At 65.9% G+C, this 18,037-nt stretch carries 17 protein-coding genes and 1 tRNA gene; 11 read left to right on the forward strand and 7 right to left on the reverse strand.

The annotated features are described in order from the left end of the window. Nucleotides 1–13: 13 nt before the first annotated feature. The 3 genes from mutY to mutM are packed head-to-tail and all read right to left on the reverse strand — an operon-like array spanning nt 14 to nt 3,914. Nucleotides 14–1,117, reverse strand: coding sequence for an A/G-specific adenine glycosylase (gene mutY, locus J8847_RS08220; protein WP_211524205.1), 1,104 nt, complete (start codon nt 1,115–1,117; stop codon nt 14–16). 11 nt (nt 1,118–1,128) lie between these two features. After that, nucleotides 1,129–3,054, reverse strand: a complete 1,926-nt coding sequence (locus J8847_RS08225) for a dynamin family protein (protein WP_211524206.1) — start codon at nt 3,052–3,054, stop codon at nt 1,129–1,131. Between the two features lie 26 nt (nt 3,055–3,080). After that, nucleotides 3,081–3,914, reverse strand: a complete 834-nt coding sequence (gene mutM, locus J8847_RS08230) for a bifunctional DNA-formamidopyrimidine glycosylase/DNA-(apurinic or apyrimidinic site) lyase (RefSeq protein ID WP_211524207.1) — start codon at nt 3,912–3,914, stop codon at nt 3,081–3,083. Nucleotides 3,915–4,023: 109 nt separating this feature from the next. Here mutM and J8847_RS08235 point away from each other — a divergent pair, with 109 nt between their 5' ends. The 7 genes from J8847_RS08235 to pth all read left to right on the forward strand — a co-directional run bounded on the left by J8847_RS08235 (nt 4,024) and on the right by pth (nt 10,177). Continuing rightward, entirely contained in the window at nt 4,024–5,835 is a 1,812-nt protein-coding gene (locus J8847_RS08235; protein ID WP_211524208.1) for a tetratricopeptide repeat protein, read from the forward strand. Between the two features lie 76 nt (nt 5,836–5,911). After that, nucleotides 5,912–6,508 carry an outer membrane lipoprotein LolB gene (locus tag J8847_RS08240; RefSeq protein ID WP_211524209.1) on the forward strand — a complete coding sequence of 199 codons (597 nt, stop codon included), beginning with the start codon at nt 5,912–5,914 and terminating at the stop codon, nt 6,506–6,508. Between the two features lie 3 nt (nt 6,509–6,511). Further along, nucleotides 6,512–7,399, forward strand: a complete 888-nt coding sequence (ispE, locus tag J8847_RS08245) for a 4-(cytidine 5'-diphospho)-2-C-methyl-D-erythritol kinase (protein WP_211524210.1) — start codon at nt 6,512–6,514, stop codon at nt 7,397–7,399. Between the two features lie 79 nt (nt 7,400–7,478). After that, a tRNA-Gln gene (locus tag J8847_RS08250) sits at nt 7,479–7,555 on the forward strand. A gap of 136 nt (nt 7,556–7,691) precedes the next feature. After that, the gene (locus J8847_RS08255) at nt 7,692–8,642 is read left to right on the forward strand and encodes a ribose-phosphate pyrophosphokinase (protein ID WP_211524211.1); all 951 of its coding nucleotides are present in this window, start codon (nt 7,692–7,694) and stop codon (nt 8,640–8,642) included. Nucleotides 8,643–8,844: 202 nt separating this feature from the next. Next, complete coding sequence (locus J8847_RS08260; protein WP_211524212.1) at nt 8,845–9,432, forward strand: 50S ribosomal protein L25/general stress protein Ctc; 588 nt, start codon at nt 8,845–8,847, stop codon at nt 9,430–9,432. Between the two features lie 160 nt (nt 9,433–9,592). Beyond that, complete coding sequence (pth, locus tag J8847_RS08265; protein ID WP_211524213.1) at nt 9,593–10,177, forward strand: aminoacyl-tRNA hydrolase; 585 nt, start codon at nt 9,593–9,595, stop codon at nt 10,175–10,177. A gap of 19 nt (nt 10,178–10,196) precedes the next feature. Here the strand turns inward: pth and J8847_RS08270 are convergent, their stop codons facing one another. Next, nucleotides 10,197–12,044 carry a DUF3857 and transglutaminase domain-containing protein gene (locus J8847_RS08270; protein WP_211524214.1) on the reverse strand — a complete coding sequence of 616 codons (1,848 nt, stop codon included), beginning with the start codon at nt 12,042–12,044 and terminating at the stop codon, nt 10,197–10,199. Nucleotides 12,045–12,141: 97 nt separating this feature from the next. Between J8847_RS08270 and J8847_RS08275 the strand changes: the two genes are divergently transcribed. After that, entirely contained in the window at nt 12,142–13,239 is a 1,098-nt protein-coding gene (locus J8847_RS08275; RefSeq protein WP_211524215.1) for a patatin-like phospholipase family protein, read from the forward strand. A 13-nt stretch (nt 13,240–13,252) separates the two neighbouring features. Here J8847_RS08275 and J8847_RS08280 read toward each other — a convergent pair whose 3' ends face one another. Together J8847_RS08280 and J8847_RS08285 are read right to left on the reverse strand one after the other, a co-directional pair. Continuing rightward, complete coding sequence (locus J8847_RS08280; protein WP_211524216.1) at nt 13,253–13,747, reverse strand: T6SS effector amidase Tae4 family protein; 495 nt, start codon at nt 13,745–13,747, stop codon at nt 13,253–13,255. Beyond that, nucleotides 13,744–14,184, reverse strand: coding sequence for a Rap1a/Tai family immunity protein (locus J8847_RS08285; protein ID WP_211524217.1), 441 nt, complete (start codon nt 14,182–14,184; stop codon nt 13,744–13,746). Before J8847_RS08285 ends, J8847_RS08280 begins: the two co-directional genes overlap by 4 nt. A 296-nt stretch (nt 14,185–14,480) precedes the next feature. On the opposite strand from J8847_RS08285, the gene ychF reads away from it, so the two are divergent. Continuing rightward, nucleotides 14,481–15,572, forward strand: a complete 1,092-nt coding sequence (ychF, locus tag J8847_RS08290) for a redox-regulated ATPase YchF (RefSeq protein ID WP_211524218.1) — start codon at nt 14,481–14,483, stop codon at nt 15,570–15,572. A 63-nt stretch (nt 15,573–15,635) separates the two neighbouring features. Here the strand turns inward: ychF and J8847_RS08295 are convergent, their stop codons facing one another. After that, nucleotides 15,636–16,025 (reverse strand): glutaredoxin family protein, encoded by a 390-nt coding sequence (locus tag J8847_RS08295; RefSeq protein ID WP_211524219.1) that lies wholly within the window; start codon nt 16,023–16,025, stop codon nt 15,636–15,638. 189 nt (nt 16,026–16,214) lie between these two features. Between J8847_RS08295 and bla the strand changes: the two genes are divergently transcribed. Continuing rightward, entirely contained in the window at nt 16,215–17,138 is a 924-nt protein-coding gene (bla, locus tag J8847_RS08300; RefSeq protein ID WP_229429489.1) for a subclass B3 metallo-beta-lactamase, read from the forward strand. A 48-nt stretch (nt 17,139–17,186) separates the two neighbouring features. Next, a complete protein-coding gene (locus J8847_RS08305) occupies nt 17,187–18,032 on the forward strand; it encodes an MOSC domain-containing protein (RefSeq protein WP_211524220.1) in 846 nt (281 codons plus the stop codon). The last annotated feature ends 5 nt before the right edge of the window (nt 18,033–18,037 follow it).

Here is an 18,037-nt window from a genome sequence, read left to right on the forward strand (position 1 = left end):
TTGGAGCAGCCACTCACACAAACAAACTCGGCTGCCCCAACTCCACCAACAGCTTCTTGACCGGCGCCGGCAGCGGCGCATCGGCGATGGCATCCAGATGCCACCACACATGCCTCCCGGTGGCGCCCCCACGCGCATCCAGCCTCACCATGAACGGCGCGATATGCAGCCGGTAGTGCGTGAACACATGCACCAGATGCCCCAGCGCCTGCACTTCGTCCACCGTCCCGAACTGCGCCGCCTCGCGCGCGATCTCCGCCGTATCGTATTGGTCGGCCTCGTCCTCCAGCGCCACGTGCCCGCCGACTTCCGGCAGCGACAGCAAGCCGCCCCAGATCCCGGTCCCCGGCCTTTGCTCCAGCAGCACCTGCCCGTTATCGACGACGACCAGCATCGCCGTGCGCTTCTCCGGCGTCGCCTTCTTCGGTTTGCGCACCGGCAGCTCCGCGGTGCGCCCGGTGGCGTAGGCCACGCAGCGCGCCTGCAGCGGGCAGCGGCCGCAATCGGGTTTCGAGCGCGTGCACAAGGTGGCGCCCAGGTCCATCAAGCCCTGCGTGTACGCCTGCATGCCGTCGCCCTCCGGAAGAAGCGCATCCGCACGCCGCCACAGCGCATCCTCGACCGGCTTGGCGCCCGGATAGGCGTCGATGCCGAACACCCGCGCGAACACGCGCTTGACGTTCCCGTCCAGGATCGCGGCGCGCGCGCCGGACGAGAAGGCAGCGATCGCCGCCGCCGTCGAGCGTCCGATGCCGGGCAGCTCGGCCAGCAGCGCCGGGTCGCTCGGAAACACGCCGCCGTAATCCGCGACCACCCGTTTGGCGCAGGCATGCAGGTTGCGCGCCCGGGTGTAGTAACCCAGGCCGCTCCACAGGGCCATGACGTCATCAAGCGGCGCCTCGGCCAGCGCCTGCACGGTGGGGAAGCGCTCCAGGAAGCGGCCGTAGTAGCCCAGCACCGCAGCCACCTGCGTCTGCTGCAGCATGATCTCGGACAGCCAGATGCGGTAGGCGTCGCGCGTGTTCTGCCACGGCAGGGTATGGCGGCCGTGCGTGCGCTGCCAGTCGATCACCGCCTGGGAGAAGCTCGGGTCGGTGAGCTCCTCGAGGTGTTTCATGTTCCCGTCCCTCATGCCGCCGCCCTCCGTTCCGGCGCATCGGCATCCAGGCTGGCGCTCACGCGCCCGGCCAGGTCGGCCAGGTAGGCGCGGGTGCGCTCCAGGTCGGCCTGGCTGGCTTCAAAAGCGCCGATCTTCTGTTCCAGGCTGTCGGTGGCGTCGTGGATGCGCTGGATCGAGGCCTGGCGGTGGCGCAACTGCTCGCGGTGCTGGCGGATCTGCGCTTCCAGCGGCGCCATGATCACCTTCAGCCAGTTTTCCGCATCCAGGTTGGCGGCGCGGAAGGCGCGCCGCACGCGCGAGGCGATCGAGTCGAAGAAGCGCTCCAGCAGGGCCGCGCGGCTGCTGAAGAGCAGGGTGGCGGTGCCGAACTGCTTGTCGAACAAGGCTTCGATCTGGTCGATCTCGTCGCGGTAGCGCGCGAGCGAAAGGCTCATCGGCAGGTTCAGCGACAGGCCATGCTCGGCCGAGAACTTGCGGTACATGGTTTCCATCATCGCGCCGATCTCGCCGACCTTGGCCTGCGATGCATCTAGGCTGGCGCGCAGCAGCTCGAAATAGGTGCGCACCGGGGCGCGCATGCCGGTGGCGAAGCGCGCCGCCTGCATCGCCGCGCGCACGGACTCGGTCTGCTCCTGCACCACGTCCATGCCCAGGGTCGTGTACAGCTCCGTGGACAGGCGCGCGAATACCGCGCGCGTGCCCTGCAGCTTGAACAGGCTGGCGTCGAATTCCTTCTTCTCCGCTTCGACCCGGCGCACCATGTGGGCGATCACGCCCTGGTTCTTGCCGCGCAGGCTTTCCAGTTCGTGCTGCTGCTCGACCAGGTCGCGCAGGCGCGCGCCCGCCAGCGCCTGCGGGCCGGCCAGCAGGGCGTCCAGGTCGGCGCGCAGCTGGCGCCCGATGATCTCCTTGCGCGCCGGGATCAGGTCGTGGAACAGCGCCGCTTCCAGCGTGCCCAGGCGGCTCTTCTCGAACAGGGCCATGTCGCCGTTGATCTTGCCCACCAGGGCCTTCTGCGCCGATACCGGATACACGCGCGCCGTCTCCAGGCCCAGCAGCTGGGCCACGCCGCGCTGCTGGCGCGCGATCTCGGCCTCGTTGTCCTCGCTGGACTTCAGCTCGTCCCACATGGCGTCGATCTTGTTCAGCACCGCCAGGCGGCCCGGCCCCGCGCCGATATGGGTGCGCCAGACTTCGATGTCGCTCTTGGTCACGCCGGTTTCGGCCGCCAGGATGAACAGCACCGCGTGCGCGTTCGGGATCAGGTTCAGGGTCAGTTCCGGCTCGGTGCCGATGGCGTTCAGGCCCGGCGTGTCGAGGATCACCAGCCCCTGCTTGAGCAGCGGGTGGGGCAGGTTGATGATGGCGTGGCGCCATTGCGGGATCTCGACCGCGCCGTCCTGGGCCAGGCCGGCCGCGAGATCGGGGTCGGCCGGGTCGTACAGGCCGTAGCGCTCCGCCTCGGCGGGCGGCACATGGCGGGTCTGGCTGACCTGGCGGAAGGCCTCGATCATGCGCTCGGGCGAATCGAGTTCCAGCGGCAGCACGGTCCAGGCGCCGGCGTCTTCGCGGAAGTCGCTGGTCGACAGCTGCTGGGCGCGGGTCTCGATCGGCAGCAGGCGGATGCAGGGCGGCAGGGCCGGGTCCCACAGCAGCTCGGTCGGGCACATGGTGGTGCGTCCGGCGCTGGACGGCAGGATGCGCTGGCCGTAGTCGGCGAAGAAGAGGGCGTTGATCAGCTCGGTTTTACCGCGCGAGAATTCGGCCACGAAGGCGACCGAGAGCCGGTCGTCGCGCAAGCGCGCCAGCGCGCGGGCCAGCTGCTGTTCGCCGGCGCCGTCGATCAGCGACGCATCCTGCAGCGCCGCGCCGTAGCCCTCCAGCGCGGATGCCACGAGCGCGCGCCACGCTCCATACTGTTGAAAATCCTGCATGTGTTGCCCTACTTATAAGGTCCGGCCTAGCGCTGGCACTGCGCGCAGTAGAAAGTCGAGCGCTGGCCCTGTTTGATCTGGCGGACCGGCGCCCCGCAGTTGCGGCAAGGCACTCCAGCACGATCATAGACGAAATATGTCTGCTGGAAATATCCAGATTGACCATTTACCGCAATAAAGTCACGCAGGGTCGAGCCGCCTTGCACGATGGCGGCGGCCAGGATCTCCTTGATCGCCTCGGCCAGCTTGTCGTAGCGCGCCCGGCTGATGCGCGAAGCGGCCGTCTTCGGGTTGATCCCGGCGCGGAACAGGCTTTCGCAGGCGTAGATATTGCCGACGCCGACCACGATGTCGCCCGCCAGCAGCACCTGCTTGATCGGCGCGTTGCGGCGCCGCGTCTCCCGGTGCAGCAGGGCGCCGGAAAAACCTTCGCCCAGCGGCTCCACGCCCAGGCCGCGCAGCAGTTCGTGCTCGTCCAGGGGCCCTTGTTCGTTACCGTGCCAGAGCACGGCCCCGAAGCGGCGCGGGTCGTGCAGGCGCAGCACCTGGCGCCCTTCCGGTCCGTTTACGATGAGGTCGAAGTGGTCGTGCTTGCGCGGCTCGATCCCCGGCGGCAGCACGCGCAGGTGCCCGGACATGCCCAGGTGCACGATCAGGGTGCCGTGCTCGAAGCCGATCAGCAGGTATTTGCCGCGGCGATCGGTGTGCGTGATGCGGCGCCCGGCCAGCAGTTCCGACAGGCCCGGCGGGAAAGGCCAGCGCAGGCCTTCGCGGCGGAACACCGCCTGTTCGACGACGCGGCCTTCGATATGGGGCGCGACACCGCGCCGGGTGACTTCTACTTCTGGCAATTCAGGCATGGGGGAGGGGATTCGTGTAATCTGTGCAGTAGAGCGACGAGCCGATGGAGCCGCGTGGCGGGGCCGGCTTGAGCGTAGAATCAGACATCATCTCAAACCTGGACTTGCCTTGAAAAACGCTTTCGTCATTGTAACCCTGTCCGGCCTCCTGACGGCGTGTGCTGTCGCGCCGCAACAGCAGCCGGCGGCGCCTGCCCAGGAGGAGGCGACGCCGCTCGCCCAGGAGCAGGCGGAAGATCTTGCGCTGGACGAAGAAGAAGCCCTGGCCAAGGCGCGCGCCGAACTCGAGGCGCGCCTGCCCAAGGTCGAGCTCAGCAGCAACATGCTCTACCAGCTGATGAAGGCCGAGTTCGAATTCCGCAGCGGCGACTGGCAAGGCCCTTATCTGACGATGCTGAGCCTGGCCCAGCAGACCCGCGATCCGCGCCTGGCGCGCCGCGCCGCCGAGATGGCGGTGGCCGCCAAGCAGGCCGACGACACCCTGGCCGCCGTGCGCCTGTGGCACGACCTGGATCCGGAATCCGAGGAAGCGACCCAGTATTTCGTCGGCATGGCCGTCACCTCCGAGAACATCGCCGATATCGAGCCGATCTTCGAGAAGCGCCTGCGCGAAGCGGCGCCGGCCCGGCGCGGCCTGCTGATGTTCCAGATGCAGCAGCTGCTGACCCGCGCCAAGGACAAGGACGCCGCCGGCGCCATGCTGGAACGCCTGATCGCGCCCTATGGCCAGACCATGGAAGCGCGCATCGTACGCGCGCAGATGGCCCTGAGCCGCGGCGACAAGGACGCGGCCCAGCAGGAAGCGCGCGCCGCGCTCGTGGCCAAGCCCGATTCCGAGATCGCGGCCCTGATGCTGGCCCAGACCATCGAGGACGAGGACCAGGTGATGGCGCTGCTGGACCAGTTCCTGAAGAACAACCCGAAGGCGCGCGACGTGCGCGCGGCCCGTGCCCGCATCCTGGTCAACCGCAAGGATTATCCGGGCGCGCGCCAGGAATTCGAACTGCTGCTGCAGGACCAGCCCGATAACGCGGCCCACCTGTACGCGCTCGGCATCCTGGCCACGCAAATGAACGATGCGCCCGGCGCGGAAGGCTATTTCACCCGCTTTATCGAGGTGCTGGGCCGCAATCCGGAGGATGAGCGCGACCCCTCGCGCGCGCTCCTGATCCTGTCCCAGCTGGCGGAGGAGCGGGGCGACCTGGCCGGCGCCCTCCAGTGGCTCGACAAGGTGCCGGACGGTACCGACGCGCAGACCCTGTTCAGCGCCAAACTGCGCCGCGCCCACCTGATCGGCAAGCAGGGCGACCTGCCCAGCGCGCGCCGCCTGCTGTCCGGGATCAAGACCGAGGATGCGGGCCAGGCGGCCCAGGTGGCGGTGGCCGAATCGCAGCTGCTGCGCGACGCCGGCCGCACCATGGAGGCCTATACCCTGATGGAAGCGGCCGCCAAGCGCCATCCGAAGAATCCCGACCTGCTGTACGACTTCGCGCTGCTGGCCGAGAAGATGGGCCGCGTGGACGTGATGGAAAAGCAGCTGCGCGAAGTGATGGCCCAGGCGCCCGACAACCACCACGCCTACAACGCCCTCGGCTATTCGCTGGCCGAGCGCAACGTGCGCCTGCAGGAAGCCTATGGACTGATTGCCAAGGCCATGGAAATGGCGCCGGGCGACCCCTTCATCATGGACAGCATGGGCTGGGTGCACTACCGCCTGGGCAACCTGGACGAGGCGGAAAAGCACCTGCGCCGCGCCTACGGCCTGCGCCGCGACCCCGAGATCGCGGTGCACCTGGGCGAAGTGCTGTGGAAGAAGGGCGACAAGCTCGCGGCCCAGCAGCTGTGGAAGGAAGCGCGCGCCAAGGACCCGCAGAACGACACCTTGCGGACCACGCTGGCGCGGCTCGGCCTGTCCTTGTGAAATAATCCACGTTTTATAGGTTTGGCCGGGATGCGTCCCGGCCAAACCTGTCTGCCATTCACCGATACCACTACCGATGCCGATTTCCCGACGCCTCTCCCTGATCGTTCTTGCCGCCGCCCTGGCCGGCTGCGCCACCACCCGCGCGCCCCTGTCCACCGCCACCGTCGGCGCCTACCGCGAAACCATCGACCTGGCCGGCAAGCTGTCGGTCAACTACATCAAGGACGGCAAGCAGGAATCGCTCAGCGGTAACTTCACCTGGGACCAGGCCCCGGGCCGCATCGACGTCAGCCTGGCTTCGCCGCTGGGACAGACCATCGCCACCATCGTCGTGACGCCCCAGGGGGCGACGCTCACCCAGGCCAACCGCCCGCCGCGCACCGCGGCCGACATCGACGGACTGACCCAGCAGACCCTGGGCTGGACCCTGCCGGTCTCGGGCCTGCGCGACTGGCTGCAGGGCTATGCGCTGGACGCCGAAGGCAAGCGCTTCGCCGCCTCGCCCGCCAACAACAGCGTGGTGACCAAGGACGGCTGGCGCCTGCGCTTCGTCTCCTGGCAGGACGAAACGAGCGCCCAGCCGATCCCGCGGCGCATCGACGCCGAGCGCAGCGCCGCCGGCGACATCCAGGACCTGGCGATCCGCATCGTCGTCAATCCGGCGGGCTGATCCATGCGTTCCCTGCACCATTGCCCGGCCCCGGCCAAGCTCAACCTGTTCCTGCACGTGCTAGGGCGCCGCGCCGACGGCTACCACCTGCTGCAAAGCGTGTTCCAGCTGATCGACCGCGCCGATACCTTGCATTTCGACCTGCGCGAGGACGAGCAGATCCGCCGCACCACCGAAGTCCCGGGCGTGCCCGAGGAGCAGGACCTGATCGTGCGCGCGCTGCGCCTGCTGCAGGCTGAATACCAGCGCCGCCACGGGCGCCTGCCGCCCGGCATCGACGTGGCGGTGGAGAAGATCCTGCCGATGGGGGGAGGGCTGGGCGGCGGTTCGTCCGACGCCGCCACCGCCTTGATGGCGGCCAACCATTTGTGGCAGGCCGGCCTGTCGCGGCAGGAGTTGATGGACCTTGGCCTGCCGCTCGGCGCCGACATTCCCTTCTTCCTGTTCGGCGAGACCGCGTTTGCCGAAGGCATCGGCGAAGCGCTGCAGGCGGTGCCCGGCCCGGACTGCTGGTACGTGGTGATCGAGCCTGGCGTGGCCGTTCCGACCCCTGCAATTTTTTCGGCGCCGGATTTGACAAGGGATACGAAACCGGTCAGAATAGCGGACTTTTCCAGCAACACCGATTCAGGCATTCGGTTGAGCTTCGGAAAGAATGATTTGCAGGACGTGGCCATGCGCCTGTTCCCGCCGGTAGCAGAGGCGGTTGAATGGTTGAGCGGCTACGGCGATGCCAGGATGACTGGCTCAGGGGCGTGCGTGTTCTGCGCGTTCTCCAGCGAAGCCGCTGCCGACCAGGTGTTGGCGGCCATGCCAAATAAGTGGACGGCATGGAAGGCGAAGTCGCTGAAGAGTCACCCGCTGATGAAATCGCTCTTGCAAAATCAGTGAGTTATAGAATAAAATCCTGCCTGTCGACGCGTTAGACGATACAATGTAGAACGCAGCGGCAAGTAGTAAAAGGTCGTGTAGGGGAATCGCCAAGCTGGTTAAGGCACCGGATTTTGATTCCGGCATACCAAGGTTCGAATCCTTGTTCCCCTGCCAAAGTTTTCTTGATCTGTCGATGCGAATGCGTCCAGCAAGGAAATCCGGCGGCGCTAAGCGCCCGTCACTAGCCTAATCAGCCGGACCTCCCGGCTGATTGTTTTTCTAGAATCAACGCTCACCTCTTGGGACTCCCATGGCTTACGAAAACCTGATGGTTTTTACCGGCAATGCCAATCCGGCGCTAGCAGAAGGGGTCGCAAAAAACCTCGGCATTCCTCTCGGCAAGGCCGTGGTCTCGAAGTTCTCTGACGGCGAAGTAATGGTCGAAATCAACGAGAACGTTCGTGGCAAGGACGTCTTCGTTCTGCAATCGACCTGCGCTCCCACCAATGACAACCTGATGGAAATCATCCTGATGGTTGACGCGCTCAAGCGCGCATCGGCAGGCCGCATCACCGCCGCCATTCCTTACTTCGGCTATGCCCGCCAGGACCGCCGTCCGCGTTCGGCGCGTGTGGCGATCTCGGCGAAAGTCGTGGCCAACATGCTGGAAGAAGCCGGCGTCGAGCGCGTCCTGATCATGGACCTGCACGCCGACCAGATCCAGGGCTTCTTCGACATCCCGGTCGACAACATCTACGCTTCCCCGATCCTGCTGGGCGACCTGCAGAAGCGCAACTACGACGACCTGCTGGTCGTATCGCCGGACGTCGGCGGCGTGGTGCGCGCCCGTGCGCTGGCAAAGCGCCTGGGCTGCGACCTGGCGATCATCGACAAGCGCCGCCCGAAGGCGAACGTGTCGGAAGTCATGAACATCATCGGTGAAGTCGAAGGCCGCAACTGTGTGATCATGGACGACATGGTCGACACCGCAGGTACCCTGTGCAAGGCTGCCGAAGTGCTGAAAGAGCGCGGCGCCAAGAAAGTGGTTGCTTACTGCACGCACCCGGTTCTGTCGGGCCCGGCGATCGAGCGTATCTCGAACTCGCCGCTGGACGAACTGGTCGTCACCGACACCATCCCGCTGAGTGCCGCCGGCGCCGCCTGCAGCAAGATCCGCCAGCTCACCAGCGCACCGCTGCTGGCCGAGACCTTCAAGCGGATCGTGAAGGGCGACTCGGTGATCTCGCTGTTCGTCGACTAAGCAACACCCGCTGTTTTTTCGCGGCGCGCCAGGCTGAATAGCCGGCGCGCCGTTGACGTATAAAAGTTTCAGTATTTTCTTGAGTGCGCAGTACGGCGCTCATTTTTTGGCTGTCCCTGGTCGCGGGGATGGCCGCCACTCTGGGCAACCGGGCTGGGGAAATTTCTCCTGCATTCGGGCCCGTTTATTTTTGGAGTTTCACATGAAAGTAGTCGCATTCAACCGCACTCAGCAGGGGACCGGAGCGAGCCGCCGCCTGCGCAACGCTGGCCAGACCCCGGGCATCATCTACGGTGGCGCCGAAGCCCCGCAACTGATCGCTCTGGACGGCAACGCGTTGTTCCACGCGCTCAAGAAAGAAGCTTTCCACGGTTCGATCCTGGACCTCGAAATCGAAGGCAAGACCCAGCAAGTCCTGCTGCGCGACTTCCAGATGCACGCATACAAGCAACTGGTCCTGCACGCTGACTTCCAGCGCGTCGACGCATCGAAGCCGATCCACACCAAGGTCACCCTGCACTTCGTGAACGCCGAGATCTCGCCGGCCGTCAAGCTGAACAGCGCTGTCATCTCGCACGTCGTGAACGAACTGGAAGTGGCTTGCCTGCCGGGTAAACTGCCGGAGTTCATCGAAGTCGACCTGAGCAAGCTGGAAGCCGGCCAGTCGGTCCACGTGAGCGACCTGACCCTGCCGGAAGGCGTGACCGCGGTCGCCCACGGCCAGGACCTGACCATCGCCACCTCGACCATCCCGCGCGGCGCAGCTTCGGCTGAAGCAGCTGCTGAGTAATACCTTCCTTGTGTGCCGCGCAAGCGGCACGCAGGAAACGAAACCCGCCGTGGCCTAGCCCGGCGGGTTTTTTATTGGCCTTGTCCGGCGCATTACCGGAACGTGCGGCGACCGTTTTCAGCGATAATCCTGTTTTTCCCAGAATCAAACTAACGACACGATGTCCATCCGCCTGATCGTCGGCCTCGGCAACCCCGGCCCTGAATACGAACAAACCCGCCACAACGCCGGCTTCTGGCTGGTCGACAACCTGGCCAACAGCATCCCTGGCTGCCGCCTGCAGCGCGAAGCGCGTTTCAACGCCATGGTGGCCAAGACCCGCATCGCCGGCAACGAAGTATGGCTGCTCGAGCCGCTGACCTACATGAACCGCTCCGGCCAGTCGGTCGGCGCACTGGCGCGCTTCTACAAGATCAACCCGGACGAAATCCTGGTCGTGCACGATGAACTCGACATGCTGCCCGGCGCCGCCAAGCTCAAGAAGGGCGGCTCCTCGGGCGGCCACAACGGCCTGAAGGACATCACCTCGGCCCTCGGCACCCAGGATTACTGGCGCCTGCGCCTGGGTATCGGCCACCCGCGCAGCCTGAACCTGCAGCAGGGCGTGGCCGACTTCGTGCTGCACCGTCCGCGCCGCGAAGAACAGACCCTGATCGAGGAATCGATCGACAAGAGCCTGCGCATCATCTCGCTCGTCTGCGAAGGCAAGTTCGACGTGGCGATGATGCAGCTGCACACGCCCTGACCCGTCAGCGCCGCATCACTTATCTTCTTTCGATGACGACCTGCGCGCGCAGGTCGCGCATCATCTTGTCCAGCGCCGGCCGCATGCGCCGGTAGTCCTCCGGCGTGCAGGTGGCCTGCGTATGCCGGAACTGCAGCCGGCGGATCACCGACACCGTGGCGCCGCGCCGCGCATAGCGCGAGCGATAGGCGAAGTTCCCATCCTCGACCACCAGCGGGCGCGGCAGCGCCAGCACCCGCGCGCGCGGCGGCAGCCGGAACTGTAGCTCGTCCTCGGCATCGATGGACGGACACACGAAGTCCTGCTTGCGTTCCGGTTCCTGGACGAAGCCCGACACCGCATCTCCCAGCCCGCCCCAGAAGTTGTAGGTGGTGGCCAGTCCCACCGGCCCCGGGAAGTGGGCGAAGGCGAGGCTATTGCCCGAGAACGAGAGCGTGTAGTCATCGGTGCTGCCGTCGGTATCGCCCGGCTCGAACACGCCCGCTCCCTGTTGCCCAAGTCCTTGCAGCATGCGCTCGACGAAGCGTTCGCGCTCGGCCTGCGGCGTGGCCCGCACCACGCGCCGGTAAGGCTCGGCCGAGGCGCCGCTGCTGGTGCGCGTGACCGTGAAGCGGCTGCTGCCGTCGGCCAGGATGTCGAAGCGGGTGCTGGTCTTGCTGCGCGCGGGCTGCGAGCCGGGCGTCATCGCGAAGCCGCCGCTGTTGCTCAGCAAGACAGGCTTGCCGAGCAGGGCGGGCGGCAAGAATCCTCCCGCCACCGATTCGGCCGTCGGATCCAGGTAGAGCTGGAGGACGGGGACGTAGACGATGGCATGGTTCAATACGCCAAGCGTGGGGACCTCCGGCAGGCGATAGGCGTCGCCGTTGTTGACCAGGGCGGCGGTCGACTCGATGCCGCTTGCGCGCAGCAGGGCTTCGAGCAGCACGGCATGGTCCTTGCAGTCGCCGTAGCGGTTGGCCAGGACGCTGGCCGCGTCGTGCGGCACCACGCCGCCCGGTCCCAGGTAGACGCCGACGTAGCGGATGTTCCTGCGCACCCAGTCCGCCAGCGCGACGGCGCGCGCGTACGGATCGGCGATGCCGCGCGTGATCGAGGCGGCGAGCGCTGCGATGTTCGCATTGGGCACGGCCTTGCCGGCGGCACGCGCGTGGTAGGCGCGTGCGAAGGCCGCGTAGTCGGGGAAGGTCGACACGGCCAGGCGCTTGCCGTAGTCGAGGTAGCTGACGGAATCGAGTTCGATGCGTTCGTTGTCGCCGTCGACGTAGCGCCACTGGTAGCGCCTGCGCCCTGGCGGACTCTGGTCGGGCAGGGGCGCGAAGCCGACCGCGTCCGCGTACAGCGTCATCGTGGGCGGCATGTCGTAGATCAGGCGGAAATCGCGGTGGCGATGAAAGCGCGCCGCGGACAAGTCCTCGAACTGGCCGGGAAACAGCGGCGTATGGCGGCGGATGACGTAGCGCACCGCGACCCGGTCGCCCGGCTGCACGTCCGGGAACACGACGATCTTCAGGCGCGTGTCCTGGAACATGGGCGCTTCCTGGCTGGCGGTTTCCTGCTGGTCGCGGATCTGGTGCGGCTGCACCGCGAGCCGTCGGCCGTCGGCCTTTTCGGTATGGGCATCGATGGCGAGGACTTCGTCGAGCGACTGGTTGTAGCTGATGGTGTACTGCGCGTGGTCGTGCAGCGCCTCGCGCGCGGCCAGGGTCTTGACCTGCTCGACCGTGAGCAGGTAGCTGCCGTCGGGTTCGACCACGAAATGCTGGATGTAGCGGTCGATCACGACCGAGTGGTCGGTGCCGGTATCGCGGCCGAAGGCCGGATGCAAACATAGCAATAGCCACAGCAGCATAACGAGGCGGAAGGACATGGGCGTTCTCCGGACACGCGACCGATCCATGTTACGTACCGGCCACAAGCGATCCTTGAGCCGACGCAAGCCTGCGCTTCCTGCGATAATTTCGGTCATGAAGTCGCTTACCTTCCATGCGGGCCCGCTGGCGCTCGCACAGATCCGCGCGCAGGGCCTGCGCGCCCAGGACATCGCCATCGTGCCCGCCGCGGCGGGCGGCCCGAAAGGCCTGATCTTCCAGTCGCTCGACCAGTGGATGTTCGGCGAGTGGTTCGCCGGCGCCCCGCGCGAACGCACCCTGATCGGTTCCTCGATCGGCGCCTGGCGCATGGCGGCGGCTTGCCAGAAAGACCCGGTCAAGGCCTTCGCGCGCCTGGGCGAACTGTACGCAGGCCAGCGCTACACCAGCAAGAAGCCGACCCAGCAGGAGATCGACGAAGTGGTCCAGGGCCTGCTCGGCGAATTCGTGCGCGGCCACGAGGACGACATCGTCAATCACCCGCACCACCGCCTGCACCTGCTGACCGTGCGCGGCCTGCGTTCGCTGGCGGCGCCGGCGCACCGCTATGCCGAGCTGCGCGGTTTCGCCTCGGCCGCCCTGCACAACATCGGCTCGCGCGCCTGGCTGGGCCGCCTGATGGAGCGTGTCGTGATCGGTGACCGGCGTTCCACGGCGCCCTGGCTGCGTGAGCGTTTCGACGCCTTCACCACCCATTTCTCCGCCTTGAGCCGAGAAAACCTGGCTTCGGGCCTGCTGGCCTCAGGCACCCTGCCGCTCATCATGAAGCCGGTGACCGGCATCGCGGCCCTGCCGCCCGGGCACTATTGGGACGGCGGCATCATCGACTACCACCTGGCGCTGCCCTATGCGCGTGCGGCAGGGGAAGGGCGCAGCGACATCGTGCTGTATCCGCACTTCACGCCGCATATCGTGCCGGGTTGGCTCGACAAGGGCCTGCCGTGGCGGCGTGCCGCGCGCGGCGCCAATCGTGGCTGGCTCGACAACGTCGTGATCGTCGCCCCATCCGAGGAATTCCTGAAAACCCTTCCGCATGCAAAACTCCCAGACCGCAACGATTTCAAGTTCTACGGCCTGGACCACGACGAGCGCATCCGCAACTGGCAACGCGCCATCGGGGAAGGCGAGCGGCTGCGCGACGAGCTAGCGGAGTTTGCCGAGCGGCCGGATCCTTCGCGCATCCAGCCGATCTGATTCCAAGATATTGTTATCGGAGTTCCCAAAACCAGACTTCGCGGGAACTCCAGTAGCAGCCCGTCATTGAGCCATCCAGCTCGTTCCCGCACCGGGTGTACAGGCCCCAGCGGTCCTTCGCCACGATGGCAATGTGCCCCTGCGGATCGACGTCGCCGTAAATGCTGAAGAAGGAAATGATGCCTCGCCGCGTCCCGATCTTTTCCTCGGCCTTTTTGCCACTGCTGAATGTCTCTGGCTTACCAAGGTGGCGTACCAGCCAACTGCTCAGCTTGCGCTGCCTGGTCTCGATGGCGCGGCCCTTGTATTTCCCGGCTTTGATCGGCCAGGCGCCGGGATTGGGATAGCCAGCCCCCAGCAAGGCCAGGCTGAGCCGAATTGCGCAGGTGTTCCGGAAGTTGGGGTTGGCGGTGTTCTCCGGATAGCCGATCCATTGGTACAGCTCATCGGGACTGACGTTGCCGGTATCGGGGAAGTGCATTCTCAAAGTGGCGTAAGGGACTCTCATTGTCTTCTCCGCAGGTGGTCGGGGCAAGGCCATGTCTTGCGCCACACCTCGACGATCAGCTCGGCCGCATTGCGCTTGAGCTGGGCGTCCGGCATGCGCTGAAGGCTGTCCATCGCGGCACTGATGAGTGTGTCCGGCTTGGGCTTGTACTGGCTCCAGCACCATTCTTTGCCTTCGGTCGCATCGTGCAAGGCGTGGATGTAGCCCTGGACGAACTGGCCGTTCGCCATGTCGCGGTATTCGGCGGCAAGCGCCTTGCTGCGGAAGGGACCGTCCGGTGTCCACGCCACCTCGGTGGCGTTGACATTGCCCATCAGCTTGACGAGCCGCTCGCCCGTCATCCACGGGGACAGTGAAACAGCTTGTGCCTGACCCAGCGGCGAGCTGAATGCAAAGGCAATAAACACGCTCAAGCGTGAGAGGACTCGTGCTGGCATAAGCTTTTCCGCGAGTGATAGCACATGCGATTGTTTAATACCGGCATCTCGCACTCGTTGTTACGACGCAAGAAAGATATGCATGGACGACAAGCCTTTGCGCCATCCGGGGACGAGCCGCAGACTGCGGAGCGGCGCCAGTTTCATGTTCCCCAGCCTTATCCGGATGGCACCAGACAGGTCAAGCTGTTGCGTCACGAGATCGTTTTTTGGGCAATACGCCCCGTCCAGAGGTACAATGTGAGGTTTGAGGGCGGCCGCGTCGCCGCCTGCGTCTACCGAGAGAAAGAATTCCCATGAGCCTCAAATGCGGCATCGTCGGCTTGCCCAACGTCGGCAAGTCCACCCTGTTCAATGCGCTGACCAAGGCCGGCATCCCGGCTGAAAACTATCCGTTCTGCACCATCGAGCCGAACGTGGGCGTGGTCGAGGTGCCGGACCCGCGCATCGACCAGCTGGCCGAGATCGTCAAGCCGGAGCGCGTCGTCAAGGCCATCGTCGAGTTCGTCGACATCGCGGGCCTGGTGGCCGGCGCGTCGAAGGGCGAGGGCCTGGGCAACCAGTTCCTGTCGCACATCCGCGAAACCGACGCCATCGTCAACGTGGTGCGCTGCTTCGAGGACGACAACGTGATCCACGTGGCTGGCAAGGTCAGCCCGATCGACGACATCGAAGTCATCCAGACCGAACTGGCGCTGGCCGACATGGGCACCGTCGAAAAGACCATCCACCGCGAGCAGAAGAAGGCGCGCTCGGGCGACAAGGATGCGGCCAAGCTGGTCGCCCTGCTGGAGCGCGTGATGCCGCACCTGGACGCGGGCCAGCCGGTCCGCACCATGGGCCTGGACAAGGAAGAAATGGAACTGGTCAAGCCGCTGTGCCTGATCACCGCCAAGCCGGCCATGTACGTGGCCAACGTGTCGGATACCGGCTTCACCAATAACCCGCTGCTGGACCAGTTGACCGAGTTCGCCAACAAGCAGAACGCGCCGATCGTGGCGATCTGCGCGGCGATCGAATCGGAAATCGCCGAGATGGACGATGCCGACAAGAAGGACTTCCTGGCCGACATGGGCATGGACGAGCCGGGCCTGGACCGCCTGATCCGCGCCGGTTTCAAGCTGCTGGGCCTGCAGACCTACTTCACCGCCGGCGTGAAGGAAGTGCGCGCCTGGACCGTGCCGATCGGCGCCACCGCGCCGCAGGCCGCGGGCGTGATCCACACCGACTTCGAGCGCGGCTTCATCCGCGCCCAGACCATTTCCTTCGACGACTACATCACGCTGAAGGGCGAGCAGGCCGCCAAGGAAGCGGGCAAGATGCGCGCCGAAGGCAAGGAATACATCGTCAAGGATGGCGACGTGCTGAACTTCCTGTTCAACGTCTGATCCGGCAACACGATGCGCCAACGAAGGCCCCGCAGTGCGGGGCTTTTGCTTTTCCAGCCTTGATTACGAGGCCGACAATTCTTCCAGCGCGTCCTCGATCGCCTTCTCGTTGTAGCCGTCCAGGCGGCGCCCTCCGATGAGGATCAGCGGCACCACCTGGCCGTGCAGGGCCGTATAGTCCTGCCGGCCCTTCGCGGCGTCGTTCACGTCGAAGTCGACGAAGGCGATATTGCGTTGTTTGAGGTAGGCGCGCGCCTCGGCGCAGTAGGGGCAGTTGCCGGCGCCGTAGACGATCACTTTGGTCCGCGCGTCCGGATAAAAGGCCTTGAAGTCGCCGGCGACATAATCCGGCGCCATCAGCTGCCCGGTCTCCGGCAAGACGTAGCCGGCGCCCAGGACGAGCGCCAGCATCACTCCAAGCTTCGCCACGGTGTTGACCGACCTGTGCATCATGCGCCTCACGTTTTCATAGTTGCGGACATGCTATTTAGCCACGCCAGGTAATGGCGAAACAGCCCCCGGCATGGGGGAAAACGGATGTGTTGTGCGTGGTAAAGTACTGTTTTGGCAGCAGCGCCATGAGCCCGCGCTGCACCCCTCTGCAGGGGCTTAAAAGCTCCCTTGTTCGCGTGTGCGAGGTGAATGATGAAGAAGTGTTTGCAAGCCGTGGCCGCCAGCCTGGCGCTGAGCTGTGCCGTGCCGGCCTTCGCCGACGAGGCGATCAAGTGCTCGATGTGCGAGGAATGGAACAAGCCCGTGGCCCCGTTCAAGGTCTACGGCAATACCTGGTACGTGGGCACCGCAGGCCTGTCGGCGCTGCTCGTCACCGGTCCCCAGGGCCATGTGCTGCTCGACGGCGCCTTGCCTCAGTCCGCTCCCCTGATCCGCAAGAACATCGAAGCGCTGGGCTTCCGCATGGAAGACATCAAGCTCATCCTCAATTCGCACCCGCACTTCGACCATGCCGGCGCCATCGCCGAATTGCAGCGCGCCAGCGGCGCCACCGTGGTCGCCAGTCCGCAGGCGGCCCAGGTGCTGCGCGAGGGCACGCCGGGGACCGACGATCCGCAGTACGATCCGAAGGAGCGCTTTTATATCCCCAAGGTCGCCGAGGTGAAGGAAATCGCCGACGGCAAGAGCGTCTCGGTGGGCCCGCTGCGCCTGACCGTGCACTACACGCCGGGCCACACGCCGGGCGGCACCAGCTGGAGCTGGGAATCCTGCGAGCAGGGCAAGTGCGCGAGCATCGTCTACGCCGACAGCCTGAACCCGGTGTCGATGGACGGCTTCCACTACAGCGGCGATGCCACCCGCCCGGACCTGAGTGCGAGCTTCCGCAAGTCCATCGCACGGCTCGCCGGCCTGAAGTGCGACGTGCTGGTCGCGGCCCATCCGTCCTTCAGCGACCTGTTCGGCAAGGCGGCCGCCAAGACCGCCGACACCAATCCCTTCATCGATCCGGAAGGCTGCGCCAAGTACGCCGCCTCGGCCAGCCGCAGCCTCGAGGCGCGCCTGCAGCGCGAACGCGACGAGAAGGACAGGGCCAGCCCCACCGCCGCACGCTGAGCCGATTGCTGCCATACTGACGCTCTTTCGCCGCACTCGCATCCTCGCATGGCCACCCTGACCGAACTCGTCGTCTATCCGATCAAATCCTGCGCCGGCTTGTCCGTGCCGCAGGCCACGCTGGCGCCGTCCGGCCTGGTGGCCGAGGGCGTGCACGACCGCGAATGGATGCTGGTCACGCGAGAAGGACAGTTCCTGACCCAGCGCGAGTACCCGCGCATGGCCTTGATCGCGCCGCGCGTCGACGGCGACGCCCTGGTGGTCGAGGCGCCCGGCATGCCGCTGCTGCGCCTGCCGCTGGCGCACGACGCCACCGCCGCCATCTTGCAGGTGCAGATCTGGGACCACAGCGTGCCCGCGGCGGATTGCGGCGACGCCGCCGCGGCCTGGTTTGCCGACGCCATCGGGGGCGCCTGCCGCCTGGTGCGCTTCCGCTCGGACGTGCACCGTCCCACCAGCACCAAGTGGACCGGCGGCACGCCGTCCGAGACGCGCTTCGCCGACGGCTATCCGCTGCTCCTGATCGGCCAGGCCTCGCTCGACGACCTGAACGCGAAACTGGTCGCTGCCGGCCGTGCTCCGTTGCCGATGAACCGCTTCCGCCCGAACCTCGTGGTCGAGGGTATCGAAGCGTTCGAGGAGGATTTCGTCGAATCGTTCTCGACGGATGGCCTGTCCCTGCGGCCGGTCAAACCCTGCGCGCGCTGCCCGATTCCCGCCATCGACCAGGCCAGCGGTATTCCCGGCCCCGATCCGCTCGACATCCTCCAGACCTACCGCGCCAATCCGCGCATGGAAGACGCCGTGTGCATGGGCATGAACTGCATCGTCCAGGAAGGCGCCGGCCAGGTCCTGCGCGTCGGCCAGCACCTGGACGCCAGCATCGCTTTCTAAAGGCG

This window comes from Massilia sp. AB1 (assembly GCF_018119385.1).
Taxonomy (GTDB): domain Bacteria; phylum Pseudomonadota; class Gammaproteobacteria; order Burkholderiales; family Burkholderiaceae_D; genus Telluria.